General features: G+C 68.8%; 18 protein-coding genes. All 18 read left to right on the forward strand.

The genetic code is table 11. The annotated features are described in order from the left end of the window. The first annotated feature begins 3 nt into the window (after positions 1-3). A complete protein-coding gene (locus tag KY469_19515) occupies positions 4-363 on the forward strand; it encodes an NADH-quinone oxidoreductase subunit A (protein ID MBW3665288.1) in 360 nt (119 codons plus the stop codon). After that, positions 354-842 (forward strand): NADH-quinone oxidoreductase subunit B, encoded by a 489-nt coding sequence (locus tag KY469_19520; GenBank protein ID MBW3665289.1) that lies wholly within the window; start codon positions 354-356, stop codon positions 840-842. Before KY469_19515 ends, KY469_19520 begins: the two co-directional genes overlap by 10 nt. Continuing rightward, complete coding sequence (locus tag KY469_19525) at positions 839-1432, forward strand: NADH-quinone oxidoreductase subunit C (GenBank protein ID MBW3665290.1); 594 nt, start codon at positions 839-841, stop codon at positions 1430-1432. Before KY469_19520 ends, KY469_19525 begins: the two co-directional genes overlap by 4 nt. Beyond that, positions 1429-2742, forward strand: a complete 1314-nt coding sequence (locus KY469_19530) for an NADH-quinone oxidoreductase subunit D (protein MBW3665291.1) — start codon at positions 1429-1431, stop codon at positions 2740-2742. The genes KY469_19525 and KY469_19530 overlap by 4 nt, the downstream gene beginning before the upstream one ends. Beyond that, positions 2739-3506 carry an NAD(P)H-dependent oxidoreductase subunit E gene (locus tag KY469_19535; GenBank protein ID MBW3665292.1) on the forward strand — a complete coding sequence of 256 codons (768 nt, stop codon included), beginning with the start codon at positions 2739-2741 and terminating at the stop codon, positions 3504-3506. The genes KY469_19530 and KY469_19535 overlap by 4 nt, the downstream gene beginning before the upstream one ends. Further along, positions 3427-4881 carry an NADH-quinone oxidoreductase subunit NuoF gene (gene nuoF, locus KY469_19540; protein ID MBW3665293.1) on the forward strand — a complete coding sequence of 485 codons (1455 nt, stop codon included), beginning with the start codon at positions 3427-3429 and terminating at the stop codon, positions 4879-4881. Before KY469_19535 ends, nuoF begins: the two co-directional genes overlap by 80 nt. Further along, positions 4878-7313 carry an NADH-quinone oxidoreductase subunit G gene (locus tag KY469_19545; protein ID MBW3665294.1) on the forward strand — a complete coding sequence of 812 codons (2436 nt, stop codon included), beginning with the start codon at positions 4878-4880 and terminating at the stop codon, positions 7311-7313. Before nuoF ends, KY469_19545 begins: the two co-directional genes overlap by 4 nt. Then, positions 7310-8509 (forward strand): NADH-quinone oxidoreductase subunit NuoH, encoded by a 1200-nt coding sequence (nuoH, locus tag KY469_19550; GenBank protein MBW3665295.1) that lies wholly within the window; start codon positions 7310-7312, stop codon positions 8507-8509. The genes KY469_19545 and nuoH overlap by 4 nt, the downstream gene beginning before the upstream one ends. Continuing rightward, entirely contained in the window at positions 8509-9261 is a 753-nt protein-coding gene (gene nuoI / locus KY469_19555; GenBank protein ID MBW3665296.1) for an NADH-quinone oxidoreductase subunit NuoI, read from the forward strand. Before nuoH ends, nuoI begins: the two co-directional genes overlap by 1 nt. Beyond that, positions 9261-9998, forward strand: coding sequence for an NADH-quinone oxidoreductase subunit J (locus tag KY469_19560; protein MBW3665297.1), 738 nt, complete (start codon positions 9261-9263; stop codon positions 9996-9998). Before nuoI ends, KY469_19560 begins: the two co-directional genes overlap by 1 nt. Continuing rightward, the gene (gene nuoK, locus KY469_19565; GenBank protein ID MBW3665298.1) at positions 9998-10297 is read left to right on the forward strand and encodes an NADH-quinone oxidoreductase subunit NuoK; all 300 of its coding nucleotides are present in this window, start codon (positions 9998-10000) and stop codon (positions 10295-10297) included. Before KY469_19560 ends, nuoK begins: the two co-directional genes overlap by 1 nt. A gap of 3 nt (positions 10298-10300) precedes the next feature. Then, positions 10301-12250 carry an NADH-quinone oxidoreductase subunit L gene (nuoL, locus tag KY469_19570; GenBank protein ID MBW3665299.1) on the forward strand — a complete coding sequence of 650 codons (1950 nt, stop codon included), beginning with the start codon at positions 10301-10303 and terminating at the stop codon, positions 12248-12250. Positions 12251-12253: 3 nt separating this feature from the next. Next, a complete protein-coding gene (locus KY469_19575; GenBank protein MBW3665300.1) occupies positions 12254-13762 on the forward strand; it encodes an NADH-quinone oxidoreductase subunit M in 1509 nt (502 codons plus the stop codon). 3 nt (positions 13763-13765) lie between these two features. Next, complete coding sequence (locus KY469_19580; GenBank protein ID MBW3665301.1) at positions 13766-15439, forward strand: NADH-quinone oxidoreductase subunit N; 1674 nt, start codon at positions 13766-13768, stop codon at positions 15437-15439. Between the two features lie 23 nt (positions 15440-15462). Beyond that, entirely contained in the window at positions 15463-16491 is a 1029-nt protein-coding gene (locus KY469_19585; protein ID MBW3665302.1) for a polyprenyl synthetase family protein, read from the forward strand. Between the two features lie 379 nt (positions 16492-16870). Then, a complete protein-coding gene (locus KY469_19590; GenBank protein ID MBW3665303.1) occupies positions 16871-17185 on the forward strand; it encodes an NADH-quinone oxidoreductase subunit A in 315 nt (104 codons plus the stop codon). An 11-nt stretch (positions 17186-17196) separates the two neighbouring features. After that, the gene (locus KY469_19595) at positions 17197-17679 is read left to right on the forward strand and encodes an NADH-quinone oxidoreductase subunit B (GenBank protein ID MBW3665304.1); all 483 of its coding nucleotides are present in this window, start codon (positions 17197-17199) and stop codon (positions 17677-17679) included. 1 nt (position 17680) lies between these two features. After that, entirely contained in the window at positions 17681-18649 is a 969-nt protein-coding gene (locus KY469_19600) for an NADH-quinone oxidoreductase subunit C (GenBank protein ID MBW3665305.1), read from the forward strand. The last annotated feature ends 104 nt before the right edge of the window (positions 18650-18753 follow it).

Below are 18753 nucleotides of genomic sequence, written 5' to 3' on the forward strand. Positions count from 1 at the left end.
GAGGTGCTGAACGAGTACCTGCCGATCCTGCTGCTGTTCGGGCTGGCGCTGGCGTTCGGAGCGGGCTCGCTGCTGGTGTCCTCGATGGTCGGCCCCAACCGACCGAACCCCACGAAGCTGTCGGCGTACGAGTGCGGCAACGAACCGCTGGCGGACGTGCGGGGCGTGCGCTTCTCGGTGAAGTTCTACCTCGTCGCGATGATGTTCCTGATCTTCGACGTCGAGACCGTCTTCCTCTACCCGTGGGCGGTCGTCTACCGCAGCTTGGGGTGGCAGGGTCTGGTCCAGATGTCGGTCTTCATCGGGATCCTCTTCGTCGCCTTCGCCTACGAGATCGGGCGCGGAGGTCTGAAGTGGGACTAGAGGAGAAGCTCCCCTCGGGGATCCTGCTGACGAACCTCGAGCGGTTCGTCAACTACTCGCGCTCCAAGTCGCTGTGGCCGGCCACCTTCGGACTCGCCTGCTGCGCCATCGAGATGATGGCAGCGGGCGCCGCGCACTACGACCTCGCGCGGTTCGGCATGGAGGTGTTCCGCGCCTCGCCACGTCAGGCCGACCTGATGATCGTGGCGGGCCGCGTCAGCCAGAAGATGGCGCCGGTGCTGCGTCGCATCTACGACCAGATGTCGGATCCCAAGTGGGTCCTGTCGATGGGGGTGTGCGCGACGTCGGGTGGGATGTTCAACAACTACGCCCTCGTCCAGGGGGTCGATCACATCGTGCCGGTGGACATGTACGTCTCGGGCTGCCCGCCCCGTCCCGAGATGCTCATGGACGGGATCCTGAAGCTGCACGCCAAGATCTCCGGTGAGACGTTCGCCGAGCAGGGGTCGCACGCATGAGGGACCTCGAGGCGATCGAGCGCGCGGTCCAGGAGCGCTTCCCCGATGTCGCCAGCGACATCGCTCGCGGCGAGCTCACACTGTTCGCCGCGCCCGAGCAGGTCGTGGACCTGCTCCGCTTCTGCCGCGACGACGCCGCGCTGGCGTGCGACTACCTCGCCGACCTCGGGGGCGTGCACTGGCCTGCCGGCGAGCACGTACTCGAGCGTCAGCCGTCGACGACCGGCTGGCCCGAGTACCGGGTGTCACGCGAGCGGGGCGTGGTCGAGATCAACTACATCCTCCGTTCGACCTCGCGCAACCACTGGTTCCGCGTGTCGGTCGCCACCGATGACGAGGACGCCCGGCTGCCGTCGGTCACGAGCTTGTGGGCGACCGCGGACTTCCTCGAGCGCGAGGCGTACGACTTCTTCGGCGTGAGGTTCGAGGGGCACCCGAACCTGCTTCGCATCCTGATGCCGGACGACTGGGTCGGCCACCCGCACCGCAAGGACTACCCGCTCGGCGGGGTCGACGTGACCTACCACAACGAGAAGTTCATCCCGCCGCCTGACGAGCGCGACCTACGGCGCGAGGTGGCGGACCGATGAGCACCGTCGAGCACGGCCGCACCGCTGCCAGTCCCGATTTCAGCGGCGATCTGTTCGTGACGGGGGCCGACTGGGAGACGGTCGAGGATGCGGTCGGCGACAACGTCATCACGGTGAACATGGGGCCGCAGCACCCCTCGACGCACGGGGTTCTACGCCTGATCCTGCAGCTCGAGGGCGAGACGGTCCTGTCGGTCCAGCCCATCATCGGCTACCTGCACACGGGCATCGAGAAGAACGCGGAGTTCCGCACGTGGGTCCAGGGCGTGACGTTCTTCACGCGCATGGACTACCTGGCGCCGCTGTTCAACGAGCTCGCCTACTGCCTGGCGGTCGAGCGGCTCCTCGGTATCGAGGCCCCCGAGCGGGCGCAGACCGTACGGGTGATCCTGACCGAGTTCAACCGCATCGCCAGCCACCTGGTCTGGCTCGCCACCGGAGGGATGGAGCTCGGCGCCATCTCGATGATGATCTACGGCTTCCGCGAGCGCGAGCGCATCCTCGACCTGTTCGAGTCGCAGACGGGCCTGCGGATGAACCACGCGTACATCCGCCCCGGGGGCTTGGCCGCGGACGTCACCGACGACTTCATCGAGCGCTGCGAGAGCCTGCTCCAGGTGCTGCCCGACAAGATGGGCGAGTACGAGGACCTCCTGCTCAAGAACCCCATCTGGCTCGAGCGCACGAAGGGCGTGGGGATCCTGACGACGGAGGACGCACGCAACTTCGGGGTCACGGGGCCGCTCGCCCGCGCCGCCGGGCTCGCGTTCGACCTGCGCAAGGCGCAGCCGTACTGCGGCATCGACCAGTTCGACTTCGACGTGCCGACCGAGTCGGCGGGCGACAGCTACGCGCGGTTCCTCGTGCGGCTCGAGGAGATGCGCCAGAGCCTGCGCATCATCCGCCAGGCGCTCGACGTGCTGCCCGACGGCCCGACCATGGTCGCGGACCCGCACATCCGGTGGCCCGCGCAGCTCGCGCTCGGACCCGACGGCCTCGGCAACAGCCCCGAGTACATCCGCCACATCATGGGCGAGTCGATGGAGGCCCTCATCAACCACTTCAAGCTCGTCACCCAGGGCTTCACCGTTCCCGTCGGACAGGTCTACGAGGCGGTGGAGTCACCGCGAGGTGAGCTCGGCTACGCCGTGGTCAGTGACGGCACGAACCGCCCGTACCGGGTCCACGTCCGCGACCCCTCGTTCGTCAACCTCCAGGCCACCGACCACATGGCGGGCGGTCACACCGTCTCCGACGTCATCGCGGTGGTCGCCAGCCTCGATCCTGTGATGGGCGGCGTCGACCGCTGACCGTCCCCGACCCCCACCGGAGGGCCTCCCACGTGCCGCTGTCCGACGAGACGCTCCGAGTCGCCGACCGGCTCGTCGCGCGCTACCCGCATTCGCGGTCGGCGCTGCTGCCGCTGCTGCACCTCGTGCAGGCGGACCACGGCTACGTCAGCGACGAGGGCATCGCGTTCTGCGCGCAGCGCCTCAACCTCACCAAGGCGGAGGTCGGCGCGGTCGCGAGCTTCTACACCATGTTCAAGCGCGAGCCGGTCGGCGACTACCTGCTGTCGGTCTGCACCAACCCCGTGTGCAAGATCGCGGGCGGCCAGCGCATCTACGACGGCTACCTCGAGCAGCTCGGTGGCCACCATGACGAGGAGACGGGGGTAAGCGTCGAGCACGCCGAGTGCCTCGGCATCTGCGACGCCGCACCGGTCGTGCAGGTCAACTACGAGATGTACGGACCGGTGACGGACGACGAGGCGGACGAGCTCCTCGCGGCGTGCCGCAAGGGCGAACCCCCGGCCAGCAACTGGTCCGGTGACGTCCCCGGCACGTTCAAGCAGGTGGAGTGGGACCTCTCCGGCGCCGCCGACCCCGAGTCGCTGCAGGTCGGTTCGGAGGCGTCCGCTCGGTCCGCGGTGAACGCGTCCGTGGCCCCCTCGATCCGCAACGGCGAGACCGATCTGCCGGTCGTGTTCCCCGGTGTCGATCCCAGGGGCGTCGGGGGCGAGGTCGTCAGGCACCAGCTGGAGGGTGGTGGCGACCGTGGGAAGGGGGCCTGACGTGGGCGCGACCGGTGTCGTGGAGGCGCTGAGCAAGCGTTACGGACTCGACGACGGCCACACCCTCGACGCCTACAAGGGCTCGGGTGGGTACGCGGGTCTGCGACGAGCGCTCGAGCTCGCCCCGAACGAGATCATCGAGATCGTCAAGGACTCAGGCCTGCGCGGCCGAGGGGGGGCGGGGTTCCCCACCGGCATGAAGTGGGGCTTCGTCGCCCAGGACACCGGCAAGCCGATCTACGTCGTGTGCAACGCGGACGAGGGCGAGCCCGGCACGTTCAAGGATCGCGAGCTGATGGAGCGAGACCCCCACGCTCTCGTCGAGGGCATGGTCGTCGCAGGCCTCGCGCTCAACTCCGAGCACGGGATGATCTACCTCCGCGGCGAGTTCGCACACGCCGGCCGGCGACTGCGTGCCGCCATCGCCGAGGCCTACGAGGCCGGCTACCTCGGGGATGACGTCCTGGGCTCGGGCAAGCGCCACCACCTCACGATCCACCGCGGTGCCGGCGCCTACATCTGTGGCGAGGAGACGGCGTTGCTCGACTCGCTCGAGGGGCGTCGGGGTCAGCCTCGGCTGCGTCCTCCGTTCCCGGCGACCCACGGGCTGTACGGCTGCCCGACCACGGTCAACAACGTCGAGACCATCGCCTCGGTGCCGCTCATCGTGCTGAACGGGGCCGACTGGTTCCGCCAGTGGGGAACCGAGAAGTCCCCCGGGTTCAAGCTCATGTGCATCGCGGGTGAGGTGGAGCGCCCCGGCAACTACGAGTTCGCGCTCGGCACGCCGGTGCGACAGATGCTCGAGCACGTCGGTGGGATGAAGGATGGCCGCGAGGTGTCGTTCTGGCATCCGGGGGGCTCGTCGACCCCGTTCCTCACTGCCGAGCACCTCGACCTGCCGTACGCCTTCGAGGAGATCTCGGAGGCGGGTTCGTTGCTGGGCACCGGCGCGATCAGCTTCTTCTCGACCGAGTCGTGCATCGTCGATGTGACGCTGCGGTTCACCGAGTTCTACGAGCACGAGTCGTGTGGCAAGTGCACCCCCTGCCGTGAAGGCACGTACTGGCTGAGCCAGATCCTGCGCCGGATCGAGGTCGGGCGCGGACGCGAGGACGATCTCGCCGTCCTCCAGGACGTGTGCGACAACATCTTCGGCCGCAGCTTCTGTGCGCTCGGCGATGGCGCGACCAGCCCCATCGTGTCGAGCCTGAAGTACTTCGCGGACGACTACGAGCTGCACATCGCCCAGGGACGCTGTCCGAAGGAGATCACCCCTCCCGACCGCTCCATCCCGATGCTCGAGCCTGTCGGTCTGATCTCACCCCCCAGGCCGACTACGTCGGCCCCTCCCCCCTCAAGGGGGAAGGCATGACTGTCGGGACGGTCACCCTTACGATCGACGACCGCGAGATCACCGTGCCCAAGGGCACCCTGGTGATCCGGGCCGCCGAACAGCTCGGCATCATCATCCCGAGGTTCTGCGACCACCCCCTGCTCGATCCGCTCGGGGCGTGCCGCCAGTGCATCGTGGACGTCGAGGGCCAGCGCAAGCCGATGACGGCGTGCACGACCCAGGCCACGGACGGCATGGTCGTACGGACCCAGATGACGTCGGACGTCGCCGCCACCGCGCAGCGCGGGCAGCTCGAGTTCCTGCTCATCAACCATCCGCTCGACTGTCCCATGTGCGACAAGGGCGGCGAGTGCCCGCTGCAGGACCAGGCGCTCCTGCACGGCCCCGGCGAGTCGCGCTTCGTCGACCAGAAGCGCAGGTACGCCAAGCCGGTCGCCGTGTCGGCACAGGTGCTGCTCGATCGGGAGCGCTGCGTGCTCTGCGCACGGTGCACGCGGTTCAGCAACGAGATCGCCGGCGATCCGTTCATCGAGCTGTTCGAGCGCGGCGCGCTCGAACAGGTCGCCATCTACGAGGACGAGCCCTACGTCAGCTACTTCTCCGGCAACGTCATCCAGATCTGTCCCGTCGGAGCGCTGACATCGGCTGCGTACCGCTTCCGTGCGCGGCCGTTCGACCTGCGCTCCTCGCCGAGCGTCTGCGGGCTGTGCTCCGCCGGATGCAACCTCACGGTGCAATCGCGACGCGGTGACATCCAGCGCCAGCTCGCGCGCACCAACATGGCCGTCAACGAGATGTGGAACTGCGACAAGGGCCGCTTCGGGTTCCGCCTCCTCGACTCCGACGCCCGGCTGCGGGAGCCGGCCATCCGCAAGGAGGGCGACCTCGTCGCGGTGTCGTGGTCCGAGGCGCTGACCGCCGTCGCGGATGCCGTGCGCCGTGCCGACGAGACCGGCCCCGGACGGGTCGCCGTTCTGACCGGCTCGCGCCTCGCTGACGAGGACGCCTACGCGGCGTCGAAGTACGTGCGCACCGTGCTCGGCACCGACGACGTCGACTTCCGCACGACGCCGGCCGGTCCCGACGAGGACGCGGCCCTGGCGGCCGTTCTGAGCCGCCCCACCGCGACCTATGCGGAGGTCGAGGCCGCACCCGCGACGATCGTGGTCGGTCTCGACCCGGAGGAGGAGGTCCCGATCCTCCACCTGCGTCTCCGCAAGGCGTGGCGCACGCACCAGAGCAAGATCGTGCCCATCGGAGCGCGGTCCGGTTCGCTCACCCGCTACGCCTGGCGCGTCCTGCCGACCGCCCCGTCGGCCGAGCTCGGTGCCATGGCCGCGCTGGCGCGGGCCCTCGGCGTGGCCAACCTCGCCGACGCGGCGGTGTCGGCCGGCTACAAGCACCCCCACCTCGACGATGTCGCAGCGGCCTTCCGTGAGGCCGGTCACGACGCAGTCATCCTCGTCGGTGAGCGTGGGGCGCGGTCTCCCGGGATCCTGGCCGCGGCCGTCCGACTGGCTGACCACCTCGGTTGCAAGCTGGCCTGGGTGCCCCGCAGGGCGGGTGCCCGCGGGGCGCTCGCGGCGGGACTCGCTCCCGGCTTCCTGCCCGGCGGACGGCGCTCGGACGACGAGGCGGACCGTACTGCCGTGTCGCACGTGTGGGGAGCGCTGCCCGAGGCACCGGGCCGCGGACTCCAGCCGATCCTCGAGGCTGCCGCTGCCGGTGACATCGACGTCCTCCACCTCATCGGCATCGATCTCGTCCGCGATAGCGGTGATCCCGACCTCGTGCGGCGCGCCCTCGATCGGGTGGCGACGGTCGTGGTCCAGGACCTGGCGACGAACGCGACCACCCCGGCCGCGGACATCCTGCTGCCGGTCACGGCGACCCAGGAGCGGGCGGGCACGTTCACCAACTGGGAGGGGCGCAGCCAGCAGTTCCGGGCCGTCATCGACGGACCGTCACTGTGCCAGGGCGACTGGGAGGTGCTGGTGCAGCTCGCCGCCGTCCAGGGGCGCGACCTCGGCTTCCACGACCTCGACGGACTCCGCGCTGAACAGCACCGACTCGGGGTGCGGTCGGGCGATCCGCGTCCGGTCCCGGACCCTGTGTCGCCCGCCGGTGACGGGGCGCCCGCCGAGGGCTTCGTCGTGCTGAGCTACCCGACGCTGCTCGACCGCGGCACGATGCTGACCGGCGCGACCGATCTTCTCGCGGCCGCCCCCCCGGCGACGATCGGACTCAACCCCGAGGACGCGCAGCGACTCGACATCGAAGCCGGGACGCTCGTCACGGTGTCTTCGGGTGAGGAGAGCGTGACCCTGGCGGCCGTGCTCGAGCCGGGGCTCATGCCGGGTGTGGTGTTCGTGCCTGCGAACAGCGCGGAGACGTCGGGGCGTGCGCTGGCCTCCCCCGCGCAGGTCGCGCCAGCGGAGGTGCCCGCGTGAGCTTGCCGATCTGGGTGCACGTGTTCCGAGTCGTCGTCGGCTTCGCGCTGTTCCTGGTGTCGACCGCACTGCTCATCTGGGCCGAGCGTCGTGTCGTCGCACGTATGCAGTCGCGCATCGGCCCCAACCGCGTCGGACCGTTCGGGATCATGCAGACCCTCGTCGACGGGGTGAAGTTGTTCTTCAAGGAGGACGTCACCCCCTCGATGGTCGACCGACCCATCTACGTGCTGGCACCGCTGCTGTCGGTCGTCGTCGCGTTCCTGTCGTTCGCGATCATCCCCTACGGGGGAGAGGTATCGCTGTTCGGTGAGACGTTCGCGCTGCAGATCGCGGACCTCAACGTCGGGCTGCTGTGGTTCCTCGCGATGGGGTCGATCAACGTCTACTCGGTCGTCCTCGCGGGCTGGTCGTCGCGTTCGCCCTACCCCCTGCTCGGCGGTGTGCGCTCGAGTGCCCAGATGGTCAGCTACGAGATCGCCCAGGGTCTGGCCGTGGCGAGCGTGTTCGTCTACGCCGGGACCCTCACGGTCTCCGAGATCGTCGCCATCCAGGCCAACGAACCTGGCCTCATCGCTGGCGTTCCGAACTGGTTCGTCATCCCGCTGTTCCCGGCCTTCCTGATCTTCGCGGTCGCGATGGTCGCCGAGACCCAGCGGCCGCCGTTCGACCTGCCCGAAGCCGAGGAAGAGCTCGTCGCCGGGTTCCACACCGAGTACGGCGGGCTCCGCTTCGCGATGTTCTTCCTCGCCGAGTTCATGAACGTGATCACGGTCTCGGCGATCCTGGTCACGATGTTCTTCGGCGGACCCGCCGGTCCCAACCCGCTCGACGGCACACCCGCCCTCGCGTGGATCCTTCCGGTCGTGTGGTTCCTCGCGAAGACCTGGGCGGTCGTGTTCGTGTTCATCCTGCTCCGGGCGGCACTGCCACGGTTCAAGTACGACCGGCTCATGGACATCGGCTGGAAGTGGCTGCTGCCGCTAGGGCTGGTCTGGGTGCTCGCGACCGCGTTCATGGTCCTGGTCAACGAGCAGCTCTCCGACGACGCGCGCTTCGCCATCGCCGGCGGTGGCATCGCCGCGGCCGTGATCCTCTACCTGGTGGCGCCGCTGTTCACGAGCGCTCCGATCACGACCGACACCACGCCACCGAGCGAGGAGTTCGGCGACGAACTCGAGGAGGTCTCCACCTGATGCCTACGGTCGTCAGCTCACTGATCGCGCTCGTCGCCGTCGCCGCACTGCTGTGGCTGTTCCTCAGCCGCACCGTCCTCGGGCGCGGGCTCAGCGTGCCCCTGCGGACCATGTTCACCCGCCCCGTCACGACCCAGTACCCCGAGGTCAAGCGTGAGCCGCAGCCGCGCTACCACGGCCGCCACCAGCTCAACCGCTACTCCGACGGCCTCGAGAAGTGCATCGGCTGCGAGCTGTGCGCGTGGGCGTGCCCCGCGGACGCCATCTACGTGCAGGGAGCGGACAACACCGCCGAGAAGCGCTACTCGCCGGGTGAGCGGTACGCCATCGACTACCAGATCAACTACAACCGCTGCATATTCTGCGGCCTGTGCATCGAGGCCTGTCCGACGCGTGCGCTCACCATGCTGCACGACTACGAGATCGCGAGCGACTCACGCCTCGAGCTCATCTACACCAAGGACCGCTTGCTGGCGCCTCTCGCCGACGGCACCGACCCGCCGCCCCACCGTGACCGCGACGTGCGCGAGCGCGGGATCAACTACTACGGCGGCCTGGCGACGACGCCGCCCAACCTCCACGGTGGGGAGTTCGCGCCGGCGACCGCCGCCCCCTCGTCGCGCGCTGGCGATGTCGTCCCGGCCGGACCGTGGGGTGGCGGGGGCGACCGCGCGGACCACGGCGAGCTGCCGGAACCGGGGACGCATCCGCCGGATGCGGCCACCGTCGGCGAGCCCGACGAGGACCGGTGATGGATCTGCTCGTACTCGCTCAGGACGTCGGCCAGGACGTCGTCGAGGTCGCGGGGCAGGACCGGATGGCCGAGACCATCCTGTTCTGGGTCCTCGCAGTCATCGGTATGGGCTCCGGCATCGGCATGGTCGTCATGCGCAACATCGTCCACGGTGCGCTGCTGCTGGTCCTGAACTTCCTCGCGATCGCGGGTCTGTTCCTCGTGCTCCAGTCCGGCTTCCTATCGATCGTGCAGGTGATCGTCTACGCCGGGGCGATCATGGTCCTGTTCCTGTTCGTGATCATGCTCCTCGGTGTCGACCGTGACGATGCGCTCATCGACACCACGCGCCTGCACCGGGTCGGGGCCGTCTTGGTCGGCCTCGCGGTCGTCGGGGCGCTCGTGTTCAGCCTGGTGGGCACATTCACGTCGGCGGGCTCCCGGTGTGGCGACCAGGTGGACACCGAGGTGCTGGATCAGCGCACCGACGCCATCCGGTGCGAGGGACTCGACCGCGCGTTGGCCGAGCAGGACGGCAGCGTGGCCGTCCTCGCGAACCGCCTGTTCGGCCGTTACACCTTCCCCTTCGAGGCGTCCGCTCTGCTGCTGACGGTCGCGACGATCGGGGCGATCGTCCTCGGCCGCCGCCACGATGACCCCGAGGACCTGATGGGGGACGGTGTGATCGATCCTCCGCTCCCCGATCGCGAGACCGAGTCCGCCTCGGCGGTCGACGACGAGCCGGGGGTCGACTGATGCCCATCGGCTACTACTACGCGATCGCCGCGATCATGTTCTGCACGGGGCTGGTCGGGGTCCTCCTGCGGCGCAACGCCATCGTGCTGTTCATGTGCGTCGAGCTGATGCTCAACTCGGTGAACCTGACGCTCGCCGCGGCCGCGCGTCAGTGGGGCAGCGCCGACGGTCAGGTCTTCGTGTTCTTCGTCATCGTCGTCGCTGCCGCCGAGGTCGTGGTCGGACTCGGGTTGATCGTCAACATCTTCTTCCGGCGCGGCACCCTCGACGTCGATGCACCGCGACTGTTGAGGGGCTGAGCGATGACGTCCGTGCTGCTCGCCACCGAGGCGTCCGACGCGGGGTTCACCGCCGTCGAGGCCAGCGGTGCGGCGGCCGTCGCGTGGCTGATCCCCCTCCTGCCCCTGATCGGCTTCGTCATCCTCGTGTTCAACCCGCGGCGCGTACGGGAGCCCACCGCGGGGTACGTCGCGACCGCGGCCGCGGGGCTGAGCTTCGCCGTATCCGTGTTGGTGTTCGTCCAGCTGCTCGGTCAGGACGCCGAGCAGCGCACGATCATCACCGAGCTGTTCACGTGGTTCGACGTCGGTGGCTTCCACGTCGATGTCGCCTTGCTGCTCGACCCGCTGTCGGCGGTGATGCTCCTCGTGATCACGGGTGTCGGCTCGCTGATCCACCTCTATTCGATCGGCTACATGCACGGCGACGAGCGGTTCACCACCTACTTCGCGTACCTGAACCTGTTCCTGTTCTCCATGCTCGTCCTGGTCCTCGGCAGTGACCTGCTCGTGCTGTTCGTTGGCTGGGAGCTCGTCGGTCTGTGCAGCTACCTGCTCATCGGGTTCTGGTTCGAACGCTCGGAGTACGCCAGCGCCGCGAAGAAGGCGTTCATCGTCAACCGTGTCGGCGACGTGTCGTTCATGATCGGGATGTTCCTGATCTTCAACACGTTCGGGACCCTGGCCTTCGCCGGCGTGCTGCCTGAGGCGGGCGCGATCGCCGGGACCGCCACCGCGACCGCGATCGGGCTGCTGCTGCTGGGAGGCGCAACCGGCAAGTCGGCGCAGATCCCCCTGTACGTCTGGCTCCCCGATGCCATGGCGGGTCCGACCCCGGTGTCGGCCCTGATCCACGCCGCGACGATGGTCACCGCCGGGGTCTACATGATCGCTCGGATGTCGGCGATCTACCTCGGCTCCACTACGGCGCTCGATGTGGTCGCGTGGATCGGCGTGGCAACCGCGCTGCTGGCAGCGCTCATCGCGGTTCGGCAGGACGACATCAAGAAGATCCTGGCCTACTCGACCGTCAGCCAGCTCGGCTTCATGTTCATCGGGGTCGGCGTCGGGGCGTTCGCCATCGGCATCTTCCACCTCGTGACGCACGCCTTCTTCAAGGCGCTGCTCTTCCTCGCCGCCGGGTCGGTGATGCACGCCCTCGCCAACGAGCAGGACGTATGGCGGATGGGTGGGCTGCGCAAGCACATGCCCATCACGTTCGCCACCTCGGCGATCGCCTGGGCGGCCATCAGCGGCATCCCACCCTTCGCCGGGTTCTGGTCGAAGGACCAGATCCTCACCGAGGCCTACGAGACCGGGCACGAGGCGATATGGGCCCTCGGTGTCGCAGCCGCCATCCTCACCGCCTTCTACATGACCCGCTGGCTCATCCTCGTCTTCTTCGGCCAGGAACGGTTCGGTCGCGACCTGCATCCCCACGAATCGCCCTCGACCATGACCGTGCCGCTCATCGTCCTCGCCGTCCTCTCCGCGGTCGGTGGCGTCGCGTTGAACCCCACCCTCCAGGGCCCGTTGGCCCGCTGGCTCGAGACGGCTGTCGGCGCGTTCCACCCCGAGGAGGGCATGGACCTGCTCTTCGGCCTGAGCGAGCCGATCCTGATCGCGCTGTCCGTGGTCGCGGCGGCGATCGGGATCGGTGCCGCGTACCTGCTGTACTTCCGGGACGGGCCGGAACGCTTGACGGGACCGGTGGCGCGTGTGCTCGAGCAGCGGTTCTACGTGGACCAGTTCTACGAGCTGATCTTCGTCAAGGGCGGGGGGTTGCTCAGCCGCGGCGTGGCCTTCGTGGACCGCTGGGTGATCGACGGTGCCGTCAACGGCGCCGCGACCGCCACACGGTGGTCGGCCGGGGTCACCCGGCGGGTCCAGTCCGGGCTGGTGCGGGCGTACGTCGGACTGCTCGCCCTCGGGACGGTCGCCGTCCTCGCCGTCTTCCTCGTGCGGGCGGGGTGACGGATGGGGCTGCTGAGTCTGACCATGTTGCTGCCCCTGGCGGGGGCGGTCGCGCTCGCCTTCGTCGACGGGGAGGATCGCCGGAACGTCCGCAACATCGCGCTGGGAGCCTCGCTGCTGACGTTCGTCGCGAGCCTCGTCGTCCTGGCGCGCTTCGACACCACCGACGCTGGCTTCCAGCTGCAGGAGCGGATCGACTGGCTCCCCGCGCTCGGGGCCAGCTACCACCTGGGGGTCGACGGGATCGCACTGGTGCTGATCCTCCTCACGAGCTTCTTCACTCCGGTCGTGATCGCCGCGCACTGGCAGCACACCGACCGGCTCCGCGGCTTCCTCGCCGCGTTCCTGGTGCTCGAGACCGCGGTCATCGGGGTCTTCCTGAGCCTCGACCTGCTGCTGTTCTACGTCTTCTGGGAGGTCATGCTCGTCCCGATGTACCTGCTCATCGGGATGTGGGGCTACGAGAACCGACGCTACGCAGCCATCAAGTTCTTCCTCTACACCCTGCTCGGTGGGCTGCTCATGCTCGTCGGGATCCTCGTCGTGTACGCGCAGGCCGGAGGCTCGTTCGCCTACGACAGCGTCCTCGACGTCGCCCTCGATCCCGGGACGCAGCGGTGGTTGTTCTGGGCCTTCATGGCCTCCTTCGCGGTGAAGATCCCCCTCTTCCCGGTCCACACGTGGCTGCCGGACGCGCACACCGAGGCACCCACGGGCGGCTCGGTGATCCTCGCCGCGGTGCTCCTGAAGATGGGTGGCTTCGGGATGCTGCGCTACGCGCTCCCGCTCTTCCCTGACGCGACGCACGAAGCCGCGCCGTGGCTGCTGGCCTTGTCCGTGGTCGGGATCCTGTACGGCGCCGTCATGGCGCTGGTCCAGACCGACCTGAAGCGCCTGGTGGCCTACTCCTCGGTGTCGCACATGGGCTTCGTCGTGCTCGGGATCTTCGCGCTCACCACGACGGCCACGTCCGCCGGGGTCGTGCAGATGATCAACCACGGCCTGTCGACCGGCGCGCTGTTCCTGCTGGTGGGCTTCCTCTACGAACGGCGCCACACCCGCCAGATCGCAGCGTTCGGCGGCTTGGCCAAGCGGGTCCCGGTGTACGCGGGCCTGTTCCTCGTCGTGGCGCTGTCCTCGCTCGCCCTACCCGGCCTCAACGGCTTCGTCGGTGAGTTCCCCATCCTGCTCGGGACGTTCCAGGTCTCACGTTGGGCCGGTGTGCTGGCCTCGTTCGGTGCCGTGCTCGCCGCCCTGTACCTGTTGTGGGCCTACCAACGCGTCTTCCACGGGCCCCTCGAAGGCGCCGACAACGAGAACACCACCGACCTCAAGCCGCGCGAGATCGCGATCCTGGCACCCATCCTCGCCTTGATCGTCGTCATCGGGATCTACCCCAAGCCCCTCTACGACACCGTGGGCCCGTCCGTCGAGCGGACCCTGTCGCAGGCCGGATCGGCGGAGGTGGCGGCCGCTGCCGTCGAAGTCGCACCGGCGACGGTGGAGGAGTAGCCCGTGCTCTTGCTCGCCCAGACCCAACCACCTCCCGGTGTCCCGGGTGGTCAGGAGACGCCGCTCGTCCAACCGCTCGAGGTCGCCTGGTCGGCCTTCGCGCCTGAGCTCGTCGTCTCCGGTGTGGCCCTCGCCCTGCTCCTGCTCATCATCGCGCGGCACAACCGCAGCGGGATCGGGGTCGTGCTCGGCGGGATCAGCACCGCGGTCGGCCTGTGGCTGGCGAGCCAGGACCTGTGGGTGCCCGCCGTCGTTGCGATCTTCACCGGCGTGGTCGGTGCCGGCATCGTCGTCGCGTTCCGCGACCGACCCACCCTCGGCAACGCGTGGCTCGCCGCGCTCGCACTACTCGGGGCGTTGGGGCTAACGGCGTGGCAGTGGGCGGACGTCGTGGTGCTCGACACCGGCGTGCGTGAGGCGCAACTGGCCGTCGGCGGTTCGATCGCGCTCGATGGGATCGCGTTCTTCACGAGGATCGTCGTCTACCTCTCCGCCCTCCTGACGATCCCAGTCGGCTACGGCTACCTGCACGAGCGGCGGATCCACCGGCCCGACTTCGAACCGCTGATCCTGCTGGCGTCGACCGGGATGGCGTTGCTCGGGGCCGCGGCGGACCTGATCACCCTCTTCGTCGCGCTCGAGATCCTGTCGCTGGCCCTGTACATCCTCGCGGGGCTGGCCCGGCGCGATCGGCGGTCACAGGAGGCCGCGATCAAGTACTTCGTCCTCGGCGCGGTCGCCGCCGCGGTGCTGCTCTACGGCCTGGCACTCATCTACGTGGCGACGGGCACGCTCGACATCGCGGTGATCTCCGACGCCCTCGGCCTGGTGACGACCCCCGACCGCCTCGCGCTGCTGGGTGTTGCCCTGGTCACGGTCGGGCTGGGGTTCAAGGTCGCGCTGGTCCCCTTCCACCTCTGGATCCCCGACGTCTACCAGGGCGCGCCGACCAACGTCACGATGTTCATGGCGGCAGCCACCAAGGCCGCAGCCTTCGCAGCGATCCTGCGGCTGTTCGGCCTCGGCTTCGAGCGGCTCGCCGACATCTGGGCGCCGATCGTCGCGGTCCTGACCGCGGTCACGATGATCGTTGGAGCGGTCCTCGCGATCGTGCAGACGGACGTCAAGCGCATCCTCGCCTACTCGTCGATCGCGCACGCCGGATACGCGGCGATCGGCGTCGTCGCCGGTGGCGCGGCGGGGCGCTCCGGAACGCTGTGGTACCTGCTGACCTACGCCGTGAGCGTCATCGCCGCGTTCGGTGCTGTGCTGGCCCTCGAGCGCCGCCGACGGGGCGAGGTCACGCTCATCGACCTCAAGGGACTGGGGCGTCGGTCGCCGATGATCGCCGGGATGTTCAGCCTGGCCCTGCTGTCGCTGGCCGGCATCCCGCCAACCGCCGGGTTCGCCGGCAAGTGGGTCGTGTTCTCCGCTGGGGTCGATGCGGACTGGACCTGGCTCGTCGTGGTCGGCGTCATCAGCACGGTCATCGCCGCGTTCTTCTACCTGCGGCTGATGGCCATGATGTACCTGGAGGAACCCGAAGAGGACGGCCTGGAGCCGAGGGTCACCACCGGGCTCTCCGTCGGCATCTCGTTCGCTTCGGCTGCCGTCATCCTCCTCGGGGTCGGTACCTTCCTCGATCTGGCCGAACAGGCCGCGCTGCTCGCGCGGTGACATCGACCGAGCGAGGTGACCTCGTGACCGCCACGCCCGCGCCCCGCTCGATCGGGGATGCGATCGCGGAACTCGAACGTCACGGACTCGGCGTCGCCGACACGCTCGCCGAGGTCGAGTCGCGGCTGCGGGTCCAGGTCCAGACCTCGCACGCCTTCGTCGATCGCGCCGCCAAGTACCTGATGCAGGCGGGTGGGAAGCGGTTCCGGCCGCTGCTGGTGGCCCTGGCCTCGCACCTCGGTGACCCCGACGATCCCCGCATCCCGGACGCCGGTGTCGTGGTCGAGCTCGTGCACCTCGCCACGCTCTACCACGACGACGTCATCGACGAGGCGACCACCCGACGAGGCGCACGGTCCGCGAACGCGCGGTGGGACAACACGGTCGCGATCCTGACGGGCGACTACCTGTTCGCCCGGGCGTCGGAGCTGTCCGCCGACCTCGGCGTTGAGGTCACCCGGATCATGGCGCGGACCATCGCCACGCTGTGTGAGGGCCAGGTCCTCGAAGTGCAGGGGTCGCGGGGCGCGCTGCCGCCCGACGTCCCACGGGTCGAGGCCGGCCTCGACCACTACCTGAAGGTCGTGGGGGACAAGACCGCCAGCCTCATCGCGACGTCGTGTCAGCTCGGGGCCCTGCTGTCGGGCTGCGATGCGGAGGTCATCGCACGTACGCGCGAGTACGGGTGGAACACCGGGATGGCCTTCCAGCTGTCCGACGACATCCTCGACATCGCCTCCGACCGGACGGAGAGCGGCAAGATCCCGGGGACCGACCTGCGCGAGGGCGTGCGCACCCTGCCGGTCCTGTTCGCGGTCGAAGCGGAGCGGGGCGGGGAGCTCGAGCGCCTGCTCGACACCGATCATCTGTCGGATGCTGCGGTCTCACGAGCGCTCGAACTGCTGCGCTCGAGCCCGGCGCTCGAGCGGGCCCGGGTGACCGCTCAGGACTACGCGGACCAGGCGGTCAAGGCGCTCGACGGCCTCGGGGATGCCGCGGTCGTGCAGGCCCTCGAGGAGCTCGCGCGCTTCGCCGTCACCCGCGTCGGGTGACGACTACCCATCCACGCTGGTACATCGCACCCTCCGACGTTGCGATGTGCCAGCATCGATGGGCTGAGCCCCGCCCGACGCGTTGGGTGGGTCTCGACGCCGCTGGTAGTCTCCGCCTGACGCGGGGCAGGTACGCCGGCAACGACCTAGACCGCCGTTCCGAGCCCCGCACACGGTCGACCTGCGGGAACCCTGAGCACCTCCCGCACGAACATCCAGCGGACGCATACCGGGCCCTTCCCCGGTCTCTGACGCTCGCCAGGGTGCCGACCGCACGACGTGACGACCTGGGTGAGGAGGATGCTCGGTGGGCTTCTACGAGCAGTGGGGCACCTTCGCGGTGCTCACGATCGTGGGCGTGGGTCTGTACGCCCTCATCATGCTGCTCAACCGGGTCATGCGCCCCGCCTTCCCTTCGCCGGCGAAGCTGTCCACCTACGAGTGCGGCGTCGATCCGGTCGGGGCGGGCTGGAGCCAGATGAACATCCGCTACTACGTGTTCGCGTTCCTGTTCGTGATCTTCGACGTCGAGAGCGTCTTCATCTTCCCGTGGGCGGTCCTGCTTGACGGCCTCGGTGACGACAGCGCGATATCGGCCACGTTCGCGCTCGTCGAGATGTTCATCTTCATCGCCGTCCTGGCGGTGGGCATCGTGTACGCGTGGAGGAAGAAGGTCCTGACGTGGGACTCGTAGACCAGGTCGAGATGCCCAAGCCGGTGAAGTTCCTGTTCAACTGGGGCAGGAAGTACTCACTGTGGGTGTTCAACTTCGGACTCGCTTGCTGTGCCATCGAGTTCATCGCGGCCTCGACGTCACGTCACGACTTCATCCGCCTGGGTGTGATCCCGTTCGCGCACGGCCCGCGCCAGGCCGACCTGATGGTCGTGTCGGGGACCCTCACAGACAAGATGGCCCCGGCTCTGAAGCGGCTCTACGACGAGATGCCCGAGCCCAAGTACGTGATCAGCTTCGGGTCCTGTGCCAACTGTGGTGGGCCGTACTGGGACAGCTACTCCGTCACGAAGGGTGTCGACCAGATCGTCCCCGTCGACGTCTACGTGCCCGGGTGCCCGCCCCGTCCGGAGGCGCTGCTCGAGGGCATCATCCGGCTCCAGGACCGCATCGGTGGCGAGTCGCTGAAGGAGCGCCTGTCGACGCGCCGTGAGCCGATCGTGGTGGAGGGCTGAGGTGACCCCCGACGAACTCCATGACCACCTCGCCCCCAAGCTGGGGTCGCACGTCGTCGAGTCGGGGGTGGCGTTCGGCGACGTCACGCTGACGCTCGATGCCGACGGCTACGTCGAGGCCGCCGAGCTCTGCCGCGACACCGACGAGGTCGCGTGCGACCTGTTCGACTGCCTCTTCGGCGTCGACGAGCGCGACGCGGGCTTCGGCGTCGTCACGATCCTGTACTCGACCCGGCATCGCCACCGCGTGATCCTGCGCACCGTCGCGAGCGGGGGTCGCGACCAGCCGACGGCGCCCACCCTCACACACCTGTACCCCGGCGCCAACTGGCACGAGCGTGAAGCCTGGGACATGTTCGGCATCGAGTTCGAGGGTCACCCCGGGCTGACGCCGCGCATCCTGTGCACCGAGAACTTCGAGGGCTGGCCGCTGCGCAAGGACTTCTACCTGGGCAGCCGTGCGGCGAAGCCGTGGCCCGGCGTGAAGGAGCCGGCTGAGACCGACGAGGAGGGCAACGTCATCGTCAGGGAGCCCAAGCTCGGTGACGCACCCGGCCCCTACATCCTCGATGAGTTGATGGCCAAGCAGGCCAAGCAGGTCAACCGCGCCGACGAGGAGCTCGCGATCCCCGACGAGCCGTCCGTCGGCGTCGAGGCGGCACCGTCGGAGCCGGCGACCGACGAGGACAAGGCCGACCAGGCAAAGGCCAAGGCCGAGCGCGCGCGCAAGAAGGCGGCCGAGATGCGCAAGAAGAAGGCGGCCGAGCGCTCTGCAGCCGAGGCCGAGAACGCTGAGGAAGGTGCTCAAGTAGCCGAAGGCGGTAGCACGGAGGAAGGTGCTCAAGCAGCCGAAGGCGGTAGCACGGAGGAAGGTGCTCAAGCAGCCGAAGGCGGTAGCACGGAGGAAGGTGCTCAAGCAGCCGAAGGCGGTAGCACGGAGGAAGCCGAACAGGACGGAGGTGGGTCGTGAGCGATCTCTCATCCACCGAGACGGTCCTCCCGGCGACGGCCCCTGGCGAGGCTCTCGCGGTCGAGGTCGAGGGCGACGGCGACTTCGCCACCCAGGACATGACC

The sequence above is a fragment of the Actinomycetota bacterium genome (genome assembly GCA_019347575.1).
GTDB lineage: Bacteria > Actinomycetota > Nitriliruptoria > Nitriliruptorales > Nitriliruptoraceae > JAHWKY01.

Bases quoted from the DNA above. Each gene is read 5' to 3' on its own strand.
- nuoL (MBW3665299.1), top strand. From the start codon at position 10,301: ATGACGTCCGTGCTGCTCGCCACCGAGGCGTCCGACGCGGGGTTCACC.
- KY469_19545 (MBW3665294.1), top strand. From the start codon at position 4,878: ATGACTGTCGGGACGGTCACCCTTACGATCGACGACCGCGAGATCACC.
- KY469_19590 (MBW3665303.1), top strand. From the start codon at position 16,871: ATGCTGCTCAACCGGGTCATGCGCCCCGCCTTCCCTTCGCCGGCGAAG.
- KY469_19530 (MBW3665291.1), top strand. From the start codon at position 1,429: ATGAGCACCGTCGAGCACGGCCGCACCGCTGCCAGTCCCGATTTCAGC.
- KY469_19575 (MBW3665300.1), top strand. From the start codon at position 12,254: ATGGGGCTGCTGAGTCTGACCATGTTGCTGCCCCTGGCGGGGGCGGTC.
- KY469_19560 (MBW3665297.1), top strand. From the start codon at position 9,261: ATGGATCTGCTCGTACTCGCTCAGGACGTCGGCCAGGACGTCGTCGAG.
- KY469_19595 (MBW3665304.1), top strand. From the start codon at position 17,197: ATGCCCAAGCCGGTGAAGTTCCTGTTCAACTGGGGCAGGAAGTACTCA.
- nuoI (MBW3665296.1), top strand. From the start codon at position 8,509: ATGCCTACGGTCGTCAGCTCACTGATCGCGCTCGTCGCCGTCGCCGCA.
- nuoK (MBW3665298.1), top strand. From the start codon at position 9,998: ATGCCCATCGGCTACTACTACGCGATCGCCGCGATCATGTTCTGCACG.
- KY469_19525 (MBW3665290.1), top strand. From the start codon at position 839: ATGAGGGACCTCGAGGCGATCGAGCGCGCGGTCCAGGAGCGCTTCCCC.